Here is a 19453-nt window from a genome sequence, read left to right as displayed (position 1 = left end):
TCATCCCCATTCAACAACAAAGAACTCAACATGACGCACTACCAAAATATTCTGCTCGCGGTCGACTTTTCCGATCAGGGTCATTACGTCGGGCAAAAAGCGCAATCACTGGCACAACTGTTCAATGCCCAGCTTCACATCGTTCACGTATTGGACAACATTCCGATGCCGGACACACCTTACGGCACGGTGATTGCGCTCGACGAAGATTCACCGGACGAGCTGCTGCAAGCGGAGAAAAACAAATTGATGCAAATCGGCGATCAATTGAGTATCGCGCCGACGAAGCGCTGGTTGATCTGGGGTGAGCCGCAACAGGAAATCATCCGGCTGGCTGAACAAGAACATATCGACCTGATCGTTGTCGGCTCTCACGGCCGCCACGGGCTTGCCGTATTGATGGGCTCGACAGCCAAGGAAATTTTATACCACGCGCAATGCGATGTGCTCGCCGTTCACTTGTGAGATCGTCTGGAAAAACACTCACTCAGGATTGCTAAGGAAGCACTGATTAATTGACTGCATGAGCGAATCGCTTCGTTGCGCGGTACTCATTCCCTCGCCTGTCTGATTGATATGTCTCGGTTGTTGCGCTCCGCGCGCCTCGCACTTCATCGCGTTCGTCGAATTAATCAGCGCTTCCCTGAACATCAGTTTTTCCAGAACTCCCACCATTTTTTCCCGCCCACTTCGGGCAATTCGGCAAGATAGTAGCTGTTCTGAAAATTCAGCCGCATCACACGCTCCGCATCATCGCGCAAGTCATGCATTTGCAGCGCGTCATAGGCTCTGATCATAATATACAAAGCCTCTTCGGTAGCCGGTGTGCGGGGATATTCCTTCACCACGTTTTGCGCCCGGTTGGCTGCGGCGATATACGCTTTGCGCTTCATATAGTAACGCGCCACATGAATCTCACTCATGGCGATGGAGTTCAGCAGATAGGCCATGCGCTGCCGGGCGTCAGGGGTATACTTGCTATCCGGGAAACGCGACACCAGTTCCTTGAAATTTTCGAACGATTCATACGATGCTTTGGAATCACGTTCGCTCATATCCTGCTTCAGCGGCCCGCGCATCAACGCGCCCATCATGCCCCAATTATCGTTAAAACCCGCCAGTGCCTTGATGTAATAGGCATAATCCACGTTCGGGTGATTGGGATGTAATTTGGCGAACCGTTCCGCCGCCGCGATTGCCGAAGCCGGTTCATCATTTTTGTAATGCGCATAGGCAATTTCAAGCTGCGCTTGCTGCGCTATCCGGCCATAGGGATAACGCGCTTCCAGCGATTCATACAATTTGATCGCTGCGGAATAATTGCCTTCATTCAGCTTATCCTTCGCTTCCGAATAAAACTTATTGGCCGACCAATCCTGCTGATCTTCCGTGCGCTCCGACAAAAAACCTTCCGGCAACAATTTACAGGCGGATAACGTTAACAGCAGAATAAAAGCTAAAATACGCAACATGATGAATTCCGTTAAAAACAAAGATACACCCGGGGATTATAGCGCAAAGCCGCCGGCATGCCATGAATCGGCGCCGGATGTCATTGAACTGACAATTCCTTCCGGCTATGCCGGGCAGCGTCTGGACCAAGCTCTGGCGAAGCTACTGCCCGGTTGGTCGCGTAACCGGCTGCAAACTTGGATCAACGAAGATCGGGTCAAGCTGGACGGTCACAAAACCAGCGTCAAACAGAAAGTGTGGGGAAACGAACAGGTCCGGATCTTGCCGCAAAACAATCCCGCGGAATCCAGGCACGCTGCCGAAGCGATCAGCCTGCCGATCCATTATGAAGATGAAACGCTCATCGTCATCAACAAGCCCGCCGGCCTGGTCACCCACCCGGGCAACGGCAACTGGCAGGGCACCCTGCTGAATGCCTTGCTGCATCATGCGCCGCAATTGGAAAAAGTGCCGCGCGCCGGTATCGTTCATCGTTTGGACAAAGACACCAGCGGATTATTGGTCGTGGCCAAAACGCTTGAGGCGCAAACCAGTCTCGTGCGCCAATTGCAGCAACGCACGGTGAAGCGCGACTATCTGGCGTTGGTGCTGGGGGACGTTACACAAGCCGGCAGCGTCGATGCTCCTATAGGCCGCCACCCGGTTCACCGCACAAAAATGGCGGTCACAACCAAAGGAAAACCGGCATGCACGCACTACCGGGTGATCGAAAACTTTGCCGGTTGCACGTTGCTGCAGTGCAGTCTCGAAACAGGTCGCACGCATCAAATCCGGGTGCATATGCATGCTATCGGACATCCGCTGGCAGGCGATCCGGTTTATGGCGGCACCCCACGCAACACCAATGCGGAAATGGGACAACTATTAACCGGTTTCCCCAGGCAGGCACTGCATGCTGTGCGGCTTGCGCTGACGCACCCGCTCAATGGAGAACACGTGCAATGGGAAAGCGTTATTCCAGATGACATGAATCATTTGTTGCAGGTATTGCGGCATCACAACAAAGCGGATGACGTAGAATAAAAAAATGCGCCCGCAAGCGCATTTTTTGTCGTACCAATAAACTTATGCATCATATTTCCATAGCTCAAAAAGGCAAGATGGCATCCAGTGAAAATAAAAACTGGTCCTTATTCCCGCCAAATGGTCTGTACGTCGCCGTATGCAGCGAATCCACTCTGTCATAGCGGAAATTGGGGCGGATATTCAAATTTTTTAAACCCTTCCATTGAAGATTCAGTGTCTTGGCCGCTTTCCAATTCGCACCGACGGTTACGGCATAATAATCAGCCGGTGTGCTGGTAGCCAGCTGAGTCGCACCACCTAATGCGTAACTGTTGCCGAGGTAATTCGTTGCCAAACCCACCCGTCCCGGAGCAAAAACACGAAAACCGTCGCGGTCGCGGAACCATTCGCCACGTGCACCGATCGATAATTCCGGGGTCAAGTCGTAATAGAGGTGCATATTTACGCCGTACCACTGCGCATCTTTAACTACACCGCCGTACTTGAGGTTAGCCAGCAGCACGTTATCGGCAAAACCATGATCATGCTGCACAACCAAATGTGTCTTGTCCGTTAGCATATGTTTCAAAACGATACTGTACATCCCCCAAAAGCTGCTGTTGCGCGTAGAAGTTGTACTACCGGTGCCGCTGACGTTGAAAGAAGTTTTGCGATCATCGCTGGTCCAGGTTACGCCACCGATTCCGCCCCAGTTTTCCATTTGCTTGTCGAAGTTACCGTCCCAGCCGCCCGTCCCGCTGCCGCCGATCGCACCCGCCATGGCGGTGAAATTTTTATTAATGGTATAGTTGCTCAGCACACCCGTGTGGGTGAAGGGCTCGCCGTATTGCATGGTATAAGCATGCGTGTAAAAAAAGTTGTTTGGCGCCGGCACCGATTCATATCCGATAGGCGTATAAAAGTGCCCTACTTTGATATTCAATCCGTTACCGACAGGCACATAAACTTCCGCATAGGCTTGAGGAATTGCAATGCCGTAAGTACGCAAGGAGCTACAGCATATTCCCAGATCCCAGTTACCCCGGTCGGCTAATGGCCGGCCATTGTTTACATCGAATGGTGGATTGCCGTAGGCTTGGGTAAAGATCGCGTCCGTTCCAAACATAAAATCGGCGCGAAAACCGATGTCCCAATCTCTTCCCTCCGTCCTGACCGGACGTTCCAGAAAGAAATTCAATTGATTCATTTGCACTCTGTTGGCTTGATCGGCAAATGTCACTGGACCGTTGAAACCATCCGTTTGATAAGGATTGAATGTCGCTCCGCCATGCACCCAGCCGCCGAATCTGATACCGCTGTTTGTTATGGCATTCATAAAAGCATTACCGCTGCTTCCGATATTGCCCATCACACTGTTCGTATTCGCTTCAACACCAAATGAACTCAGGCCGAGCAGCAACCCACCCGCCACGGCATGAGTCATTTGGTTTTTGTAGATCGTTTTATATATCATCCTCCCTCCTCCCTAAAAAGCTATAAAAAAGATACAAATAACAGAATATAAAAACCATAATCTGCATATGGATTGAACTCTAACACTGAATCGCTTCAAGGGTCAACGCAAAACCGCCGGGATATTTGACTTATCAAAAAAACACAACGTGGAAAATCATGCCGGACAGCTTCGCCATCGATACTATATCCATTATTGCAGTATTAACGGGAATATATATTTGTGTTTACTATTTTTCCTGCAATTTTTTGTTACAGCCCTCATAATTTTTACACACTCTTTACCTTAGGAAGCGCTGATTAATTCGACGAACGTGATGAAGGGCAAGGCGCACGGAACGCAACAACCGAGACATATCAATCGGATAGACGAGGGAGTGAGTACCGCGCAACGAAGCGATTCGCTCGTGCAGTCAATTAATCAGCGCTTCCCTTAATCACGCAATAGATTCGCTGTTGTTAAAGTTTTGCAACAACCGCACCGTTAAAAGCAACTCTGACAACGGCGGCTAAGAACCGATTAGCGCCCTTTACAGCGGGCTCTCACTAATAACTTTAAGTGTACGATTATGGAATTGATACCCATACAAACAACAGACTTGATAGTTGGTCAACCATTGCCGTGGGATTTATTCGATCAAGGGCGTCAGCCCATACAAAAGCGCGGTTACATCTTTAAAACCGAGGAAGAGTTAAAACAACTGGAAGAGTCGCCAATTTTCCGCATGGAGAAACAAGATCCGGAACAAGCTGAACCCGCGGCGAATTCACCGGGAAAAATCAGCTTTGAAGATATGCATCTCAAAGTGGGTCATAAAATGCATCTTACTTTAGCCACCTACTCAAAAAATTCCGGCGAAAGCAATTCGTACGCAACTTCCATGATCGGTTATGTGCAAGGCAGTACCTTGATTGTTTCTATGCCGGCATCCGAACAGCTGATCGGCGAACCTTTTATCGAAGGCGATCAACTCAACGTCCGTTTAATTACCGGGCAGTATGCCTACAAATTCACCGCTTTTGTCGACAAAATCATCAAAGCGCCTTTTAAATACCTGCATTTGTCTTTTCCCAAAGACATACAAGGCCAAAGCATACGCAAGTCACGAAGAATTAAATGCAATCTCCAGGCAACCGTGGCCGAAAAAGCGATTCCGATTACGATCAGCGACCTCAGTATCTGCGGCGCCGGCATCACTTCTCATCTCCCTTTGGGCACACTAGGCTCAGTGGTCACCTTATCCTTTGTCATCGCCGTACATGACCGGGAGATACCGTTGTCCATCAAAGCCGTCATCCGGTCCGCCAAGCAAAGCACCAAGAAAAATCAGAAAATCATCTGCTCCGGTGTCGAATATGCCGGCATCAAGCCGGATCAAGTATTCGCGCTACGCCACCTGATTTACCAAGAAATTGTCGAGCATCCCGAAAACGTCATTTGATCCGAAAAGCCGGTAAGAAAAAATTCTCACCGGCTTTTTTCTGCTACCAGAATCCCCAATTGCCTGTCATCACAATCCACACCCCCAGTATCCCGTTGGTGACCGCATGCGCCAAAATGGGCAGCCACAAGGTTCCGCTGCGCACGTACAGCAAACTATAAACGATACCGGCAAAAAATCCGGCCAGCCATAAGCTGTGCGCAAGCGCAAACAGCGCTGCTGCAATGCAGAGCGCCTTGAGTCCTACCTGCGCCGGATTAACAGCCAGGAAATCCGGATTCTCAATCCAGCGCATCAAAAACGACCGCCAGAACAGTTCTTCCATCACCGGCACCACCAATGCCGCACCGATAATCCGCACGGTCACCAAAAACCAGTCGATTTCACCGTTTTCGCGTGGATCGAAGCCTACGGACTCACCCATCACCATCCAATCCGCCGTCAGATTTATCCATGCGATAAACACCACGATACCGGCTATCAGTGCGGTAAAACAGACACGCAAGCCCGCGCCGCCGGGCCAGCGCAATTCACTGTAGGCGCTTCGCATCGCCCACAATAAACCAGCCACAACCGCTATTTTTACGGCGTAGAGCATACGCAGCTCACTCGGTTCCCAGCCGAACTTCAATAACATATCTTCCAGTATCATGAAAAAAACATACGCGCCGAAGGGCGCAATCCGGTACAAATTCATGCGGTCAACCATTGATCAATTCCTTATTAAAATTTTTGTGATGACGCGATTCATGATCAAAGCAGCTACTCGATTCATTGGTGCGATTTTGCAGTGTATAAGAGCAAGCAAAAACCAAAACGAGAAATAAAACCGCTTACCAGTCTTTTATCGCATGGGAATGTAAACAGTATGACGATGGCGCTACAACACCAGCGGTAATTCCTGTTGCCGGGAAGCCTCGGCTGCCGGTAATGCAGTCTCGGCGCACAGCGCGCTGACCTTCACGCCCAGCAAGCGAATCTTCTTCTGTAACGGCACCCGGCGTAAACACTCTCCCGCGGCGCGGCGTATCAGAACCGCATCGGCGGTATGCGCGGAAAGTGAAAAATCACGTGTCACGGTGCGGAAATCCTCAAAACGCAACTTGATACCGATAGTACGCCCGGCATAACCCTTGCGTTTCAAGTCACCGGCCACTTGCACGCACAACGCGGTAAATGCCTCGGACAAATCTGCCCGGTCCCGGCGCGGATGCAGATCGCGCTCAAACGTGGTTTCGCGGCTGATCGATTTGGGCTCAGCATTGGTAATCACCGGCCGCGCATCGATACCGCGCGATACTTCATACAGCCAGACCGAGTAACTGCGCCCGAAATGCGTTTGCAGAAAACCCAGCTCGGCCTGCGCCAATTCGGCAATCGTGGTGATGCCCAACGAGGCCAGCTTGTTCGCAGCCTTCGGACCGATGCCGTTGATTTTCCGTACCGGCAACGGCCAAATGCGCTGCGGAATATCGGCCATGCCAAGAATGATCAATCCGTCCGGTTTCTCCAGATCGGAGCAGATTTTCGCCAGTAATTTGTTCGGCGTAATGCCGATCGAACAAGAAAGCCCGGTGGCATCCTTTACCGCCTGCTTGATGCGTTGCGCCAGCGGCAGCGTCTCATCCGGCAAATCGGTTAAGTCAATGTAGATTTCATCGATGCCGGAATCTTCGATGTGCGAAGCGATAGTGGCGACAGCGGCTTTGAACAAACGCGAATAATGCCGGTAAATGGGGAAATCGACCGGCAACAGAATCGCATCGGGCGCCAGTTGCGCCGCTTTCATCACCCCCATGGCGGAATGCACGCCCAGTGCGCGCGCTTCATACGTCGCGGTGGTAATGACCCCGCGCCCGGCGTAATCACGCAAGCGATAAAAATGCCGTTTACCGTCTGCTTGCATCACCGGCTGATGCTCATCCCGTCCGCCGATCACCACCGGCAAGCCGCGCAATTCGGGATAACGCAGCAACTCGACGGACGCGTAAAACGCATCCATGTCCAGATGCGCGATGCGGCGCGGCCGCATATTCACTGAATTCACTGTAAGGGGCAACGCGGTATTCATGCAGACTATGATAAATTACACGGCGAACAAACCGCATTGTATATGAATACCCCAACTACCCATTTGAAAACATCGCCCTGCCCGTGCGGCAGCAGCCAGCATTACGAAAACTGCTGCGGCTGCTATCTGGATCAAGGCGAAACCGCTCCTACCGCAGAAAACCTGATGCGCTCGCGCTACACCGCGTATACGCTGAAGCGTGAAGACTATCTGCTGGCCACCTGGCATCCCGGCACACGTCCGGCTTCTCTTGAATTAACCGATGAGTCCGCCCACCAGTGGCTGGGGCTGACGGTTAAACGGCACGAGCAAGCTGCCGCGGATCAGGCCATCGTGGAATTCATCGCACGTTACAAAATCAACAGCCGCGCTTACCGCCTGCACGAAATCAGCCGGTTTGTGCGGGAAGATGGGCAGTGGTTTTATATCGACGGCGATATCATAAATGGTTAAGGAAATTAGATAATTGGGAATGCTTGATATCACTGGCGATCACATCAGTAAACTTAGCGACGAAGATCTCCGCATCTTGGTCATTAAGCTATGTGAAGCTGAACTTCGCCGATTCAATCTTCCTTTATCTGCAGTTACTGCCGGTGGACATCAAAATGCAGCAGATGGTGGGATTGATGTTCGTGTGGAACTGCCAAATAGTTCTTCAGATTTGGATTTCATCCCGAAGAGTATTACTGGTTTTCAGGTCAAGCAGGAAGATATGCCACCAAGTGCTATCCGGCTTGAGATGTGCCCAAAGAAAAAGCTTCGCTCCTCAATTTACGATTTGGCATCGAAGAGAGGAGCCTATGTAATCGTTAGTGGAAAAGGCTCAACAACTGATAGCGCACTTAAAAATCGCAGGTGTGCGATGCAAAATGCAATCTCAGATTTTCCGCAAGGTGCATCGCTGACCACTGATTTTTATGATCGAGATCGTTTAGCCAGATGGATCAAAAATTATCCAGGGGTTGCACTTTGGTTACGCGAACAAATAGGTGAACCGCTGACCGGATGGCGTCCATACGGCAATTGGGCGTATGGAGACTCAACTAATTCTGAATATTTACTCGACAACAAATGCAGGATAATTGCCCCTCAACAAACAAATAGCTCAGCACCGCTTACTGTCGAACAGGGAATTCAAGCCATACGGCAAATTTTGGAAAAAACGCACGGAATTGTTCGTTTGGTTGGATTGTCCGGTACAGGCAAGACCCGCCTAGTTCAAGCATTATTCGACGCCAAGATTGGAAATGACGCGTTGGATCAATCTGTTGTCATTTATGTTGACCAGGGAAGTGATCAACCCCCGACACCTTCAGCCCGAGACATGATTCACCGATGCGCGGCAAATGGGCTACGAACCATAGTCGTTGTAGATAACTGCAATCCGGCGATGCACAGAGATTTAGCTCAGACAATTATCACATCAGGCAATCAAGTCAGTCTAATTACCGTCGAATATGATGTTTCCGATGATGAACCGGAAGAAACGCAAGTTTTCAGGCTTGAACCGGCTTCTGAAAAAATTATAGAAGAAATCCTTCAATGTTTAAAACCCAATGTATCGCAAACAGACCGTACGCGCATCGCTGAATTCTCTGGCGGGAATGCACGCATCGCTCTGTCACTGGCACGTACCGTTGAACACAGCGACAGCCTAGCTACACTGAATGATACGGAATTATTCCGTCGCTTGTTCTCTCAGCGCCAAAACGATAGCGAAGCCTTGATGAAAGCCGCAGAAGTATGCTCACTTGTTTATTCATTCGATGGCGAAACTATTGAAGGTGTAGCGGCTGAATTATCTGTTTTAGCAGAGTTGGTTAACGTAACTCCCAAAGAATTGTACCGTCAGATTGGAGAATTGCGTTCTCGTGATCTCATACAGCAAAGAAGTAAATGGCGTGCCCTATTGCCACACGCAATCGCAAATCGATTAGCACGCCAAGCGTTAGAAAAAATACACCTCCAAATACTTACCAATACCTTTTACCCATCAGGAAGAGAACGGCTGCTGAAGTCATTCAGCCGACGGCTTGGTTATCTGCATAATTCGGAACAAGCCAAACAAATTGCAGAAATGTGGTTAGATTCGGGTGGGATACTAGAAAACCCAGCCTGCTTGAATGAACTTGGCATCGATATGTTTATCAACGTAGCACCACTGGCGCCTAATGCTGCACTCAAGGCTATTGAGATGGCTGCATCAAGCGATGAGGGAAAAACATTTTTATCATCTTCTAATTATGAACGCTGGAAGTGGTGCAACTTGATTCGTTCGATTGCCTATGAAACCCAATATTTCAGTCGAGCTGCGCTATTGCTAGCGAGAATTGTAGCGAATGAAACCGGGTCGCAGAATCACAATTCTGCTCGGGATTCGTTTAAGGAATTATTCCATTTGTATTTGTCCGGCACGCATGCTTTAGTAGAAGCAAGATTAGCTGTCGTACAACAGCTGCTTGAAAGTGAAGATAAAAAACTGAATGCCTGCGGTTTAACAGCTTTAACGGAGATGTTGAAAAATTTTCATTTTACTTCAAGCCATGATTTCACTTTCGGAGGCAGGCATCGCGATTTTGGTTGGGAACCCAAAACGGGCATTGAAGTTTCAACCTGGTTTAGGGCTGTAATTGCGCTTGCCATGACTTATGTTAATTCAAACTCATCGCATACACCTGATATCAAGCAATTGTTCGCTCAATATTTTCGTGGTTTATGGGTAAACGCGGGCGTTTGTACGGAGCTTGAAGAATTAGCAAAAGATTTTGCCGCAAAAGAAGGTTGGCCCGATGGGTGGCTTGCAATTCGGGAGATCATTCACTTTGATCTCACAAGAATGTCTCCACAATTTGCTCAGCGCACACGTGCACTTGAAATTATGCTTCGCCCCAAAGACGACTTGGAGCAAAAAACACGAGCTTATGTTCTATCCAACAAGCAAGGATATTTTTGCATCGCTGATACTGAACCAGTTGGCAATGACACCTCGCATGAGCAAGCATGGGAACGTGCCAATAAAATTGTAGAGGATTTGGGAGAAGAAGTTGCTTCGACCTCAGATGTTCTCACCTCTTTACTGCCGGAGCTATTGAGTAGTAACAACAATATGATATGGCAATTCGGTCATGGGCTAGCAAAAGGAGCTTCAAATATTGAGCTATTATGGCGGCAGTTCCATCACAGCCTGATTACCTTACCGGAAAATAAACGCAATTATTCTTTGTTACGGGGATTTATCGAGGCGGCCAATACGCGTGATCCGGCTGTTGTAAGCCAGCTTATGGATAAAGCCTTAAAAGATCCGGTACTTTCCCCTGTTTTCCCCATCCTTCAATCTTCATACCCAATTGACGAGGCCGGAGCCAAACGACTCATTTTATCGATTGCACAGGGCGATGCCCCAACGTTGACTTACTCACACCTTATGTATGGGATGGTTTCTGATTCAATTCCGCTTCCATTTTTCCGAGAAATATTAGTTGGAATTGCGTCCTTACCTAATGGGTATCCGGTTGCCATCGATGTCTTCAAGATGCGGTTACATTCCTTGCAAAGTAACAAAATACCTGTTGATAGTGATACATCCTTATTAGGAAGAGAATTACTGAAACTTAATGAGTTTCAAGATGGCAGCTCGAATCACGCTTATCACGTCAATGAGGTTGCCGTTGCTTGTATGGTTGGAGATGCCGCATCTCAGGATGCAACAACAATCTGCACAAAACTGGCTCGCGCACTCGTCGATTATCGCTCAGACACAATGCAATACAGTGAATTGATTCGAACCCTATTTCGGCTTCAACCAATAGTAGCTATCGAGGCTTTTCTGAATAAAAATGGAATAGAGAAAACGAATAGCCACCGGCAAAAATCATTGTTTTATTACTTCAGCTACGATCATGAAAGTCCTGTCAATGCAGCATTACCGGAAAAACTCATGACATGGGCGAAAGAAAACCCTGAGATTCGTTTACCTAGACTGGCTGAAGAAATACATTTGTTTGCCAAAAATGGTGAGCATGATTCCCCTTCTTGGTCGCCCATCGCATTGGAAATTCTTGAGTCAGCACCTGACCGTTCGGTAATTCTAGATATATTTGCATTCCGATTCCGCCCAAGAGGTGCATGGTCTGGTTCACTGGCAGACAATCTTTCGCCTTATCTCGTTTTGGCAGAAAAACTCCAAACACATAATGATCCGTTGGTTGCTTCATGGGCTAAAAAGCAAATTGATTTATTAAACAAGGAAATTAGCGAAGAATATAAGCGTAGTCGCCGTATAGATGAAAGTTTTGAATAAGTGATAGCAATTAACTGCTACAAAGCTTCGTAGCGAATTTCCACCACCTCCAGCTCTTCCAGCCCGCCCGGCGTATGCAGCTTCACCACGTCGCCTTCGCGTGCTTTGAGCAACGCCTTGGCCAAAGGAGAAATCCAGCTGATGCGGCCGCGGCCCGGGTCGGCTTCGTCCATGCCGACGATGCTGTAGGTGTGTTCCTCGCCTTGGCTATTGCAGACGGTCACGGTGGCGCCGAAAAATACCTGGTCGCAGTTGCCGCGTTGCGCGGGATCGACTACTTCGGCGTTATCTATCCGCTTCGATAAGAAACGCAAACGCCGGTCGATTTCACGCAAACGGCGCTTGCCGTAGATATAATCGCCATTTTCCGAGCGATCGCCATTGGAAGCCGCCCAGGTAATGGTCTTGACCAGCTCAGGGCGCTCTACTTTCCACAATTGATCGAATTCATCCTTGAGCCGCCGATACCCTGCCGGAGTAATGTAGTTTTTCACCCCTTGCGGTAATTTCGGCGTATCGTCGGGTTCGTCGTCGTCTTCGTTTTCCTTGGTAAATGCCTTATTCATACTAACAACCGTTACCGGTAACAGAAAAAAACACTAAGATAGCGGTGTTCCGCCGCCAGTTCAAGGCGAACCGCCGGCAAGACCGGAAGAAACCTTACCGGCAGCCAAGTATCTAAGGAGTGTATTGTTCAGGAGGCTATGATCATGATGATGAACCGGCGCCAATTTCTGAGCATGACCGGCGCAACGGCCCTCGTGGCTGTATGCTCACCCCAAGCCCTGGCAAGCGCGCCAGGCATACAACAACGGCCGCAAAACGCAGCGTCCGCGTTAAAGAGTTTGCAAGCGCACGCGCGGCAAAAAGACACACTACTCGGTTATCCGATCAATATGACGGTATTGCCGGAAGCGTTCCTCGATTGGCGCAATGAGCTGGCGCGCGCCGGCTTGAACCGGTTTGCATTCAACAATGTCGGCAATCCCTACGATCAAAGCCATATCCCATTCAACAGCCATCCGTTCGAGCGCGAATTGATCGATCGCTTCGGCACGATTTACGGCTTCTCGCCCGGCAACATCTGGGGATTTCTCAGCAACAGCGGTACTGACAGCAACATGCACGGGCTGTATATGGGGCGGACGATTTTGCAGAACCGCACCGGTGTACTGCCGAAAGTCTATTTCACTGCCGAAGCGCACTATTCGATCCAGATTCTGCGCGACCTGCTGCAACTCGAATCAGTTATCGTCGGTACGGCGCCCGATGGCGGCATGGACGTTGCCGATCTGGAACGGCAGCTGAATGCCAATCGTAACCACCCCGCATTGGTCGTCGCCACCATTGGCACTACCTTCAAAGGCGCGATCGATCCGGTCGATGCGATCCAGGAAAAGTTGAAAAACCGCACCGCGTATTTGCATCTGGATGCCGCACTGTTCGGCGGTTTTCTGCCGCACACACCGTTTGCCGGCGAATTAATGCAGCAAGCGCCGGATCCGCTCAACGGAAAAATACGGCAACGCTACGATTCCATCGCCGTTTCCTGTCACAAGTTTTTCGGCTTTCCTTCGCCTGCGGGGCTGTTCATCACCACCCGCAGCAATTTTGAAGCATTCCGGGAACTGTTCAGCCGCATTCACGATCCGGAATATATCAAGCAAGTGCCCGGCACGATCACTTGCTCGCGTGATGCCGTGAAACCGGCCGAGTTTTACTTCTTCAGCTCGGACACCGCATTCGCGCAGCAAACCGCCGATGCAAAAGCGATACTGGATAACGCCGCTTATTTGCTGAAAGAAATGCGCAGCCACTACAGCCATTTGCAACCGGTGCGCATTAACGACCGCTCGAATATTATTTATTTCAGAACGCCGGATGAATCGGTGGTCGACCGTTACTCACTGGCAACAATGCGGTTGCGTGACGATCACGGCAAGCTGGTGCCACATGCGCACATCGTGGTAATGCCGCACGCCAGCAAGGATGTGCTGGATCAATTCCTGAGCGATCTGCGCACCACCGGATAATTTAAGGAGCCGCTGAGCAAATTAGCGGCTTTCAGATTTCCCGGTAGTCCTGCCAGTTTTTTGAACAAAGACTCCCGGCAATTCATTTTCCAGCGGCATTTGTTGCTAAATTCGCCCTGTTTCTGCTTCATCGTCAGCCGCCGGAGGTATGTTGGACAGACTCTCCTCTCATGTAGGCAGCAATCGCTTGCGCAGCAGGTACAGGTTGACCAAGCCCATCAGCATGTTCACCTGAACGGCATTCTTCATCAGCCCGCGGTAGCGGGTCCGGGTGAATCCAAACTGCCGCTTGATCACCCGGAACACATGTTCCACCCGCGCTCGGATCGAGGAATGCTTCCGGTTACGCTTCTTCTGACTCGCCCAAGATAACCTCGTCTTCCGCCCGCAATAGCTTGGCAGGACGTTGATGTCGACTTCATTGGCTGCGGTAACCTCAAACGTGGTGTACACCGCTCCTGAATCCACGTCTGCACCAACATGCACCTTCATGTCAAAGTACCATTGCTTTCCCTGCTTCGTCTGGCGCATCTCAGGATCACGCGCTTGTTCCTGATTCTTGGTCGAACTTGGAGCATGAATGAGTGTGGCATCCACCATCGTACCTTTGGAAACCAGCAGCCCCTGCGACTTGATAGATACGAAACATGTTCTCCAGCGCCATCGGCTGACGGCCCCGCCTCGCAGTCTTGGGGTAATGGGGCTCACAATATGCGACAGCAACACTTGCCAGGGTATTCCTCTTCCATCTCGCTTAAAATAACCTCCTGCCGTGTCCGGCGTTTCTTGTGACTGTAATCAAGATCGGCAAAGCTCGATTGGTGTGACATGGCGTGTCTATAGAGGAGTTGTCAGGAAATACTATTATCCCAAACACTTCAGGATTTGCTCAGCGTTTCCTTAGTTTAGTCGTCATGCAGCATCTCGAAACGCTGTGCTAAGAAATCAATTAACGCCCGCACGGAAGGCAGAAGACCGCGCCGGGACGGAAACACCGCATGAATGATTATCCGGCGTGGTGCCCAGCCGGGTACCAGTCTGACCAATGAACCTGCCGTCAACTGGTCTCGTACCGTGATCACAGGCAGTTCTACTACGCCAACACCAGCCACAGCGGCATCTCTGAGCGCAATCATGTCCGTCGTCACAAAGCGTGGCGTGTGATGAAGGGTTACTTGTGCACCATCTGGCCCATGCAGCACCCAAGCATGAATTTGTTGCAGCCCCTCCCCCAGGCTTAGGCTCGGCCAGTTGCTCAAAGCAGCAGGTGTAGCAGGAAAACCGAATCGTTGGACAAGGATGGGGCTGGCCACCAGGCATTGGCTTCGATCAGCCAGGATGCGCATGACCAGATCACTGTCTTGTAACGGTGGATGGCGCACGCGCAAAGCAACATCCAGTGACTCGCTGACCAGATCAACACGACGGTTAGTCGCCTCCATCTGCACCGTGACATGCGGATAGCTCACCATGAAATCGGCCAGCATCCCTCCCACATAGGCATTCACCAGCGGTATGGGGCATGTCATCCGGATTACACCGCGGGGCTCGTTTTTTAGCGTGTCTATTGCTTCCTGGGCCGCTTCGGCTTCCACCAGCATCGCCTTGCAGTGCATATAATAGCTCTGTCCGGCTTCGGTAACCGCAAAGTGACGTGTCGAGCGCTGGATCAGGCGCACACCCAGGCGCTCTTCCAGTTTGGCGATGCGGCGGCTGAGCTTCGACTTCGGCATGCCCAACACTCGACCTGCCGGAGCGAAGCCGCCATGATCCACGGCCTGGACGTAGTAGTAGAGGTCATTCAGGTCTTGCATAGGAGGAGCTCACCCATAGTTTCAAAAATAGGACGCTGAGTACCAATTTAGCATACTACACGCCTATCCGTTTGCTGGCCTATACTCTGACCAATTGCTAATTACCTTGCTTTAGTAAGAGATTCCCTATCGGAAGAAATCAACCCTCTTGGCACTGCTATCGGCGGTGGCATCAGCACCATGCTCCTAATGAAGACACCTAATTAATATAAACTACATTGCAGAAGGAATTTTCCATGTCCACACAACCCAATGTCGAGCGCACGCTGTACGGATTCTGGCTCTCACCATATATGAGTCAGGTTGCGCACATTCTTTCGGAATCTGGTCTACCGTATCGCTATGAACGAGTGTCTCCGTTTCAAGGGAGCACGCTCACGCCAGAACACTTAGAAAGAAACCCTCTTGGAAAAATTCCCAGTCTCAGGGATGCAAATGGCGTTGATATTGCGGAAAGTCACGCTATTTGTCGTTATCTCGCGAAAATTTACCCAGAAGTGCAAAAGTTTTACCCTATTGATGATCCGTTGTTCTGCGCACAGGTCGATGCCAAGAATGACTTCATCACTTTCTCCATAGCAGGTCCATTCTTCAACTGGTTCGTTGTCAGCGGATATTTTCCCAAAGCTTGGAAACTCAAGGTTGATAAAGAAGCCCATATTTATAATCTTTTTTCTGTCTTGCTAAGCAAAATGTGGCTATCCAGACTCGTTAATGGCTCGAGAATGGATCCGTTCCTACTTGGCAAAGAACCTTTTCTGCCAGATTTTCAGTTGTTCTACACGCTCGAGCTTAGCCAAATGTTTTCTGAATTGTTCGAAATACCCGAGATGCATTTGTTTCGAGACGATCCTGCATTACAGACATTTTACGATGCCATGTGCGAGCGCCCTTCTACGCGTGAAATACTGGCGGCTAAAGAATCGGAACTGGATGTTACGAAGAAAGAACTCTACGGTGGATTTGGTGCGGCCTACCTTGACAAGCATATCGACAGACGAATTCTTGGAGGGCTATTCGGACGTGAAGTCTGACCGCATACATACTGGGGCTGATCTGACCACATTAATATCGTGCCAGTTGCACTTGGGATACGAGTATGAAGTCCAACGGTACGAAAACGTACGCTAAGGTTTCGTATTTTCAGAGGGTGTCAGATTCGCTAAGTATTTTATAGACTTTGATCTCACTATTCTCAGATTTCTAGCAATATCAGCAGGCTCATTGGGAGCGAAGCATAGGCCTAATAGGCACTGCGCTTCTCCAAAAAATTGTTTAAGAAAAAATTGCTTGCGCAGGTAACGAATCAACGTTGCCTTAACCGTGCGTAACCGTCCGGGAAAACACGTTGATCACCACCACGCCCGCCACGATCATCATCAAACCGATGATTGCGGGCGTATCCAGCGATTGCCCGAGAAACAACCAGCCGCTGATCGCGATCAATACGATGCCCACGCCGGACCAGATCGCATACGCCACGCCGACCGGAATGGTTTTCAGTGTCAACGACAGTAAATAAAAAGCCAGCAGATAACCGGCGATCACCACCAGCGACGGCCACAAACGGGTAAACCCCTCGGCTGCTTTGAGGAATGATGTCGCGATCACCTCGCTGACGATGGCGATAGCAAGATAAATCCATGGTTGCATGGGCATTACTCCCTGTGTCTTGATGATCATATACACCGGTCTCATCCGGATGCATTGGAAAAGTCCTGCTATCTTACCAAAACTGGATTGAGTAAAAGCAGACCACGGCAAGGATACCGTTTGAAGAAGATGAATGCGATAGCTGAATACTATCAGTCTGGCAGATCATGAAAAACCGGCGCGCCATTTTATTGGGACGCCGGCTTCTGTAAAACAGATTTATAGCAATCTTACGATTAAATTATCAGCTTGCAATGGCTTGCTTACGGCGGTAGCCAGCGAAACCGATCAGGCCAAGGCCCGCCAGCAACATCGCATAGGTTTCAGGTTCCGGAACGGGAACTAGGTTAGCGGCAACGTCATGTCCGACAATTCCCATCGTTCCTGAATAGGTAAGAATTTCTCCGCCACCAAAACGAACCGATGCGGTAATCACGGTACCGGCCAGTTCGGCAACGATTGCTCCGTAACCGCCGTTACTAGCGACATCGGGATCCCAGGAAAATGCGAATACATTCAGTGGATCGAAACCGGTGAAATCAAAACCGAATATAGTTGAACCCACCGCGCCAAATAATGACGATGTGCCATTGGCTTCCGGATCATAGGCAAAAGATCCGCCACCCGAACCGCCGAAAACCAGCGACTCGCCCAGTATGCAACTTCCACCATCCACACAATGCGTACCGGACAAATCGAACGTGAGCTTCTCGATTCGTCCGCTGGCGCCGTCAAAAGCGGCGGTATTGAAGCTGAAAGAACCTAACGGGCCAGGATTGGTTACGGTGATCGATCCAGCTGGCGATGCGTAGCTGACGCCGCTCAACAGCATAGAGAGTCCGAATACGGCGGCAACCTGGGTCGCGCCTTTCATGATTTTCATTATTTTTCTCCTTAATTAAAGAAACGATCGAATTGATAGTGCGTTCATACATGATCCATTTATCTCGGGCATGGATCTCACGCTTATTGTCGTAAACATAACCAAATGCCAATCAGCAAACTTTTCTCGCAAAAAATCCCTTTTTTACTTTGTAGGAATTCTCTCTCGAGATTCTACCGATTTTTTTGTTATTTTTAGCGCCAATTTTGTACTAATTATGGGTAAGATTCAGCGCATCGGTGATCTGGTTAAATGATTGGTGCTGAAAAAAATTACTGATATTTCCCGCCAGTTGGTCCAGCAACCGCTGCCGCGATTCGCGGCTGGCCCAAGCGATGTGCGGCGTAACGATGAGGTTCGGCGGCAATTCGCGCAGAATCCGGTTATCCGGCCCGGGCGGCTCGCCCTGGATCACGTCGATAGCCGCACCGGCGATCTGTCCGCTGGATAAACTCTGCAACAAATCGGCTTCGTTCACCAGCCCGCCGCGCGCGGTATTGATCAGATACGCTGTTGGTTTCATCAACCCGAATTCACGGCGGCTGAACAGATGCTGCGTGTCTGGTGACAACGGACAATGCAGCGTGACGAAATCCGCCTGCCGCAACACGTCGTCAAACGCGGTTCTACCAGCGCGCGGCGGCTTGTCTTTGTGCTCCGCGATCAGCACCTGCATGCCGAATACCCGCGCGACCTGCGCCACCGCGTGCCCAAGTTCGCCGTGACCGATGATGCCGAGCGTTTTACCGGACAATTCGATGACCGGAAAATCAAGCGGGCAGAAAAATTGGCTTTGCTGCCAGCCGCCGCGCTTGACCAGCGCCTGATAATCAGAAAAATGCCGCGCCAGATTCAGCATCAGCATGAACACATGCTCCACCACCGACGGCGTGGCGTAGCCGCGCACGTTGCACACCGGCACGCCATATTCGGCAGCCGCCGCCAGGTCGACGTTGTTGTACCCGGTCGCAGCGATGCAAATCAGCTTGAGCGATTGCGCCGTGGCAATGGCGTCACGGCTGATATAAACCTTGTTGCTGACGATCACCTCAGCGTCGCGGATGCGTTCCGCCACTTCCGCCTCGGAAGAATCGTGATAAAACTGCCACGGCGCAATCGCCCGCTCCAGCGTGGCGCAATTCATATCGCCACGGGTGACGGAACCGAAATCCAGAAAAATAGCGCGCATATCTTGCTCCTGATAATGATGGAAAATCATACCACAGGCGATCCTTGGCGTTTCCCGGCGCGATCACGTAGAATCGGGCGGGTCAAAATAAATAAGAAAGCTCTGAAAAATGTA

The 19453-nt window shown here is 50.2% G+C and carries 15 protein-coding genes and 2 pseudogenes; 7 read left to right on the top strand and 10 right to left on the bottom strand.

Translation table 11 applies throughout. The features are described from left to right. The first annotated feature begins 30 nt into the window (after positions 1–30). On the top strand, positions 31–465 hold the full coding sequence (locus HRU77_11205) for a universal stress protein (protein ID QOJ21203.1): 435 nt from the start codon (positions 31–33) through the stop codon (positions 463–465). Between the two features lie 185 nt (positions 466–650). Here the strand turns inward: HRU77_11205 and HRU77_11200 are convergent, their stop codons facing one another. After that, positions 651–1472, bottom strand: coding sequence for an outer membrane protein assembly factor BamD (locus HRU77_11200; GenBank protein QOJ21202.1), 822 nt, complete (start codon positions 1470–1472; stop codon positions 651–653). Here HRU77_11200 and rluD point away from each other — a divergent pair. After that, entirely contained in the window at positions 1471–2496 is a 1026-nt protein-coding gene (rluD, locus tag HRU77_11195; protein QOJ21201.1) for a 23S rRNA pseudouridine(1911/1915/1917) synthase RluD, read from the top strand. The genes HRU77_11200 and rluD overlap by 2 nt on opposite strands. A 64-nt stretch (positions 2497–2560) precedes the next feature. On the opposite strand, the gene HRU77_11190 is transcribed toward rluD, so the two are convergent. Continuing rightward, on the bottom strand, positions 2561–3952 hold the full coding sequence (locus tag HRU77_11190; GenBank protein ID QOJ21200.1) for a porin: 1392 nt from the start codon (positions 3950–3952) through the stop codon (positions 2561–2563). A 568-nt stretch (positions 3953–4520) separates the two neighbouring features. Between HRU77_11190 and HRU77_11185 the strand changes: the two genes are divergently transcribed. After that, entirely contained in the window at positions 4521–5393 is an 873-nt protein-coding gene (locus tag HRU77_11185) for a flagellar brake protein (protein QOJ21199.1), read from the top strand. 43 nt (positions 5394–5436) lie between these two features. On the opposite strand, the gene HRU77_11180 is transcribed toward HRU77_11185, so the two are convergent. Continuing rightward, positions 5437–6102 (bottom strand): CAAX prenyl protease-related protein, encoded by a 666-nt coding sequence (locus tag HRU77_11180; protein QOJ21198.1) that lies wholly within the window; start codon positions 6100–6102, stop codon positions 5437–5439. A 171-nt stretch (positions 6103–6273) separates the two neighbouring features. Next, entirely contained in the window at positions 6274–7431 is a 1158-nt protein-coding gene (gene dinB / locus HRU77_11175) for a DNA polymerase IV (protein ID QOJ22149.1), read from the bottom strand. Positions 7432–7506: 75 nt separating this feature from the next. Here dinB and HRU77_11170 point away from each other — a divergent pair, with 75 nt between their 5' ends. Further along, a complete protein-coding gene (locus HRU77_11170) occupies positions 7507–7917 on the top strand; it encodes an SEC-C domain-containing protein (GenBank protein ID QOJ21197.1) in 411 nt (136 codons plus the stop codon). Between the two features lie 19 nt (positions 7918–7936). Then, entirely contained in the window at positions 7937–11767 is a 3831-nt protein-coding gene (locus HRU77_11165) for a hypothetical protein (GenBank protein ID QOJ21196.1), read from the top strand. 17 nt (positions 11768–11784) lie between these two features. Here HRU77_11165 and greB read toward each other — a convergent pair whose 3' ends face one another. Next, entirely contained in the window at positions 11785–12333 is a 549-nt protein-coding gene (greB, locus tag HRU77_11160; protein QOJ21195.1) for a transcription elongation factor GreB, read from the bottom strand. Positions 12334–12477: 144 nt separating this feature from the next. On the opposite strand from greB, the gene HRU77_11155 reads away from it, so the two are divergent. After that, positions 12478–13800: a histidine decarboxylase gene (locus HRU77_11155; GenBank protein ID QOJ21194.1), complete on the top strand. Its 1323-nt coding sequence runs from the start codon at positions 12478–12480 to the stop codon at positions 13798–13800. A gap of 168 nt (positions 13801–13968) precedes the next feature. Here HRU77_11155 and HRU77_11150 read toward each other — a convergent pair. Both HRU77_11150 and HRU77_11145 read right to left on the bottom strand, forming a co-directional pair. Beyond that, positions 13969–14630, bottom strand: a pseudogene (locus tag HRU77_11150) (transposase). A 75-nt stretch (positions 14631–14705) separates the two neighbouring features. Beyond that, positions 14706–15614: a LysR family transcriptional regulator gene (locus HRU77_11145; GenBank protein QOJ21193.1), complete on the bottom strand. Its 909-nt coding sequence runs from the start codon at positions 15612–15614 to the stop codon at positions 14706–14708. 236 nt (positions 15615–15850) lie between these two features. Here HRU77_11145 and HRU77_11140 point away from each other — a divergent pair, with 236 nt between their 5' ends. Then, positions 15851–16648 carry a glutathione S-transferase family protein gene (locus HRU77_11140; protein ID QOJ21192.1) on the top strand — a complete coding sequence of 266 codons (798 nt, stop codon included), beginning with the start codon at positions 15851–15853 and terminating at the stop codon, positions 16646–16648. A 283-nt stretch (positions 16649–16931) separates the two neighbouring features. On the opposite strand, the gene HRU77_11135 is transcribed toward HRU77_11140, so the two are convergent. The 3 genes and pseudogenes from HRU77_11135 to HRU77_11125 form a co-directional block, all read right to left on the bottom strand. Then, on the bottom strand, positions 16932–17267 hold the full coding sequence (locus HRU77_11135) for a QacE family quaternary ammonium compound efflux SMR transporter (protein ID QOJ21191.1): 336 nt from the start codon (positions 17265–17267) through the stop codon (positions 16932–16934). Positions 17268–17511: 244 nt separating this feature from the next. After that, positions 17512–17613: pseudogene (locus HRU77_11130) on the bottom strand (PEP-CTERM sorting domain-containing protein). A 748-nt stretch (positions 17614–18361) separates the two neighbouring features. Then, positions 18362–19339, bottom strand: a complete 978-nt coding sequence (locus HRU77_11125; GenBank protein ID QOJ21190.1) for a 2-hydroxyacid dehydrogenase — start codon at positions 19337–19339, stop codon at positions 18362–18364. Between the last annotated feature and the right edge of the window lie 114 nt (positions 19340–19453).

Source organism: Gammaproteobacteria bacterium (genome assembly GCA_015709615.1).
Classification (GTDB): Bacteria; Pseudomonadota; Gammaproteobacteria; order Burkholderiales; family Nitrosomonadaceae; genus Nitrosomonas.
This window is presented reverse-complemented; position numbering and strand designations above follow the sequence as displayed.

Coding starts and splice junctions, on each gene's coding strand:
- HRU77_11205 (QOJ21203.1), top strand. CDS start 31: ATGACGCACTACCAAAATATTCTGCTCGCGGTCGACTTTTCCGATCAG.
- rluD (QOJ21201.1), top strand. CDS start 1,471: ATGATGAATTCCGTTAAAAACAAAGATACACCCGGGGATTATAGCGCA.
- HRU77_11200 (QOJ21202.1), bottom strand. CDS start 1,472: ATGTTGCGTATTTTAGCTTTTATTCTGCTGTTAACGTTATCCGCCTGT.
- HRU77_11190 (QOJ21200.1), bottom strand. CDS start 3,952: ATGATATATAAAACGATCTACAAAAACCAAATGACTCATGCCGTGGCG.
- HRU77_11185 (QOJ21199.1), top strand. CDS start 4,521: ATGGAATTGATACCCATACAAACAACAGACTTGATAGTTGGTCAACCA.
- HRU77_11180 (QOJ21198.1), bottom strand. CDS start 6,102: ATGGTTGACCGCATGAATTTGTACCGGATTGCGCCCTTCGGCGCGTAT.
- HRU77_11170 (QOJ21197.1), top strand. CDS start 7,507: ATGAATACCCCAACTACCCATTTGAAAACATCGCCCTGCCCGTGCGGC.
- HRU77_11165 (QOJ21196.1), top strand. CDS start 7,937: ATGCTTGATATCACTGGCGATCACATCAGTAAACTTAGCGACGAAGAT.
- greB (QOJ21195.1), bottom strand. CDS start 12,333: ATGAATAAGGCATTTACCAAGGAAAACGAAGACGACGACGAACCCGAC.
- HRU77_11155 (QOJ21194.1), top strand. CDS start 12,478: ATGATGATGAACCGGCGCCAATTTCTGAGCATGACCGGCGCAACGGCC.
- HRU77_11145 (QOJ21193.1), bottom strand. CDS start 15,614: ATGCAAGACCTGAATGACCTCTACTACTACGTCCAGGCCGTGGATCAT.
- HRU77_11140 (QOJ21192.1), top strand. CDS start 15,851: ATGTCCACACAACCCAATGTCGAGCGCACGCTGTACGGATTCTGGCTC.
- HRU77_11135 (QOJ21191.1), bottom strand. CDS start 17,267: ATGCAACCATGGATTTATCTTGCTATCGCCATCGTCAGCGAGGTGATC.
- HRU77_11125 (QOJ21190.1), bottom strand. CDS start 19,339: ATGCGCGCTATTTTTCTGGATTTCGGTTCCGTCACCCGTGGCGATATG.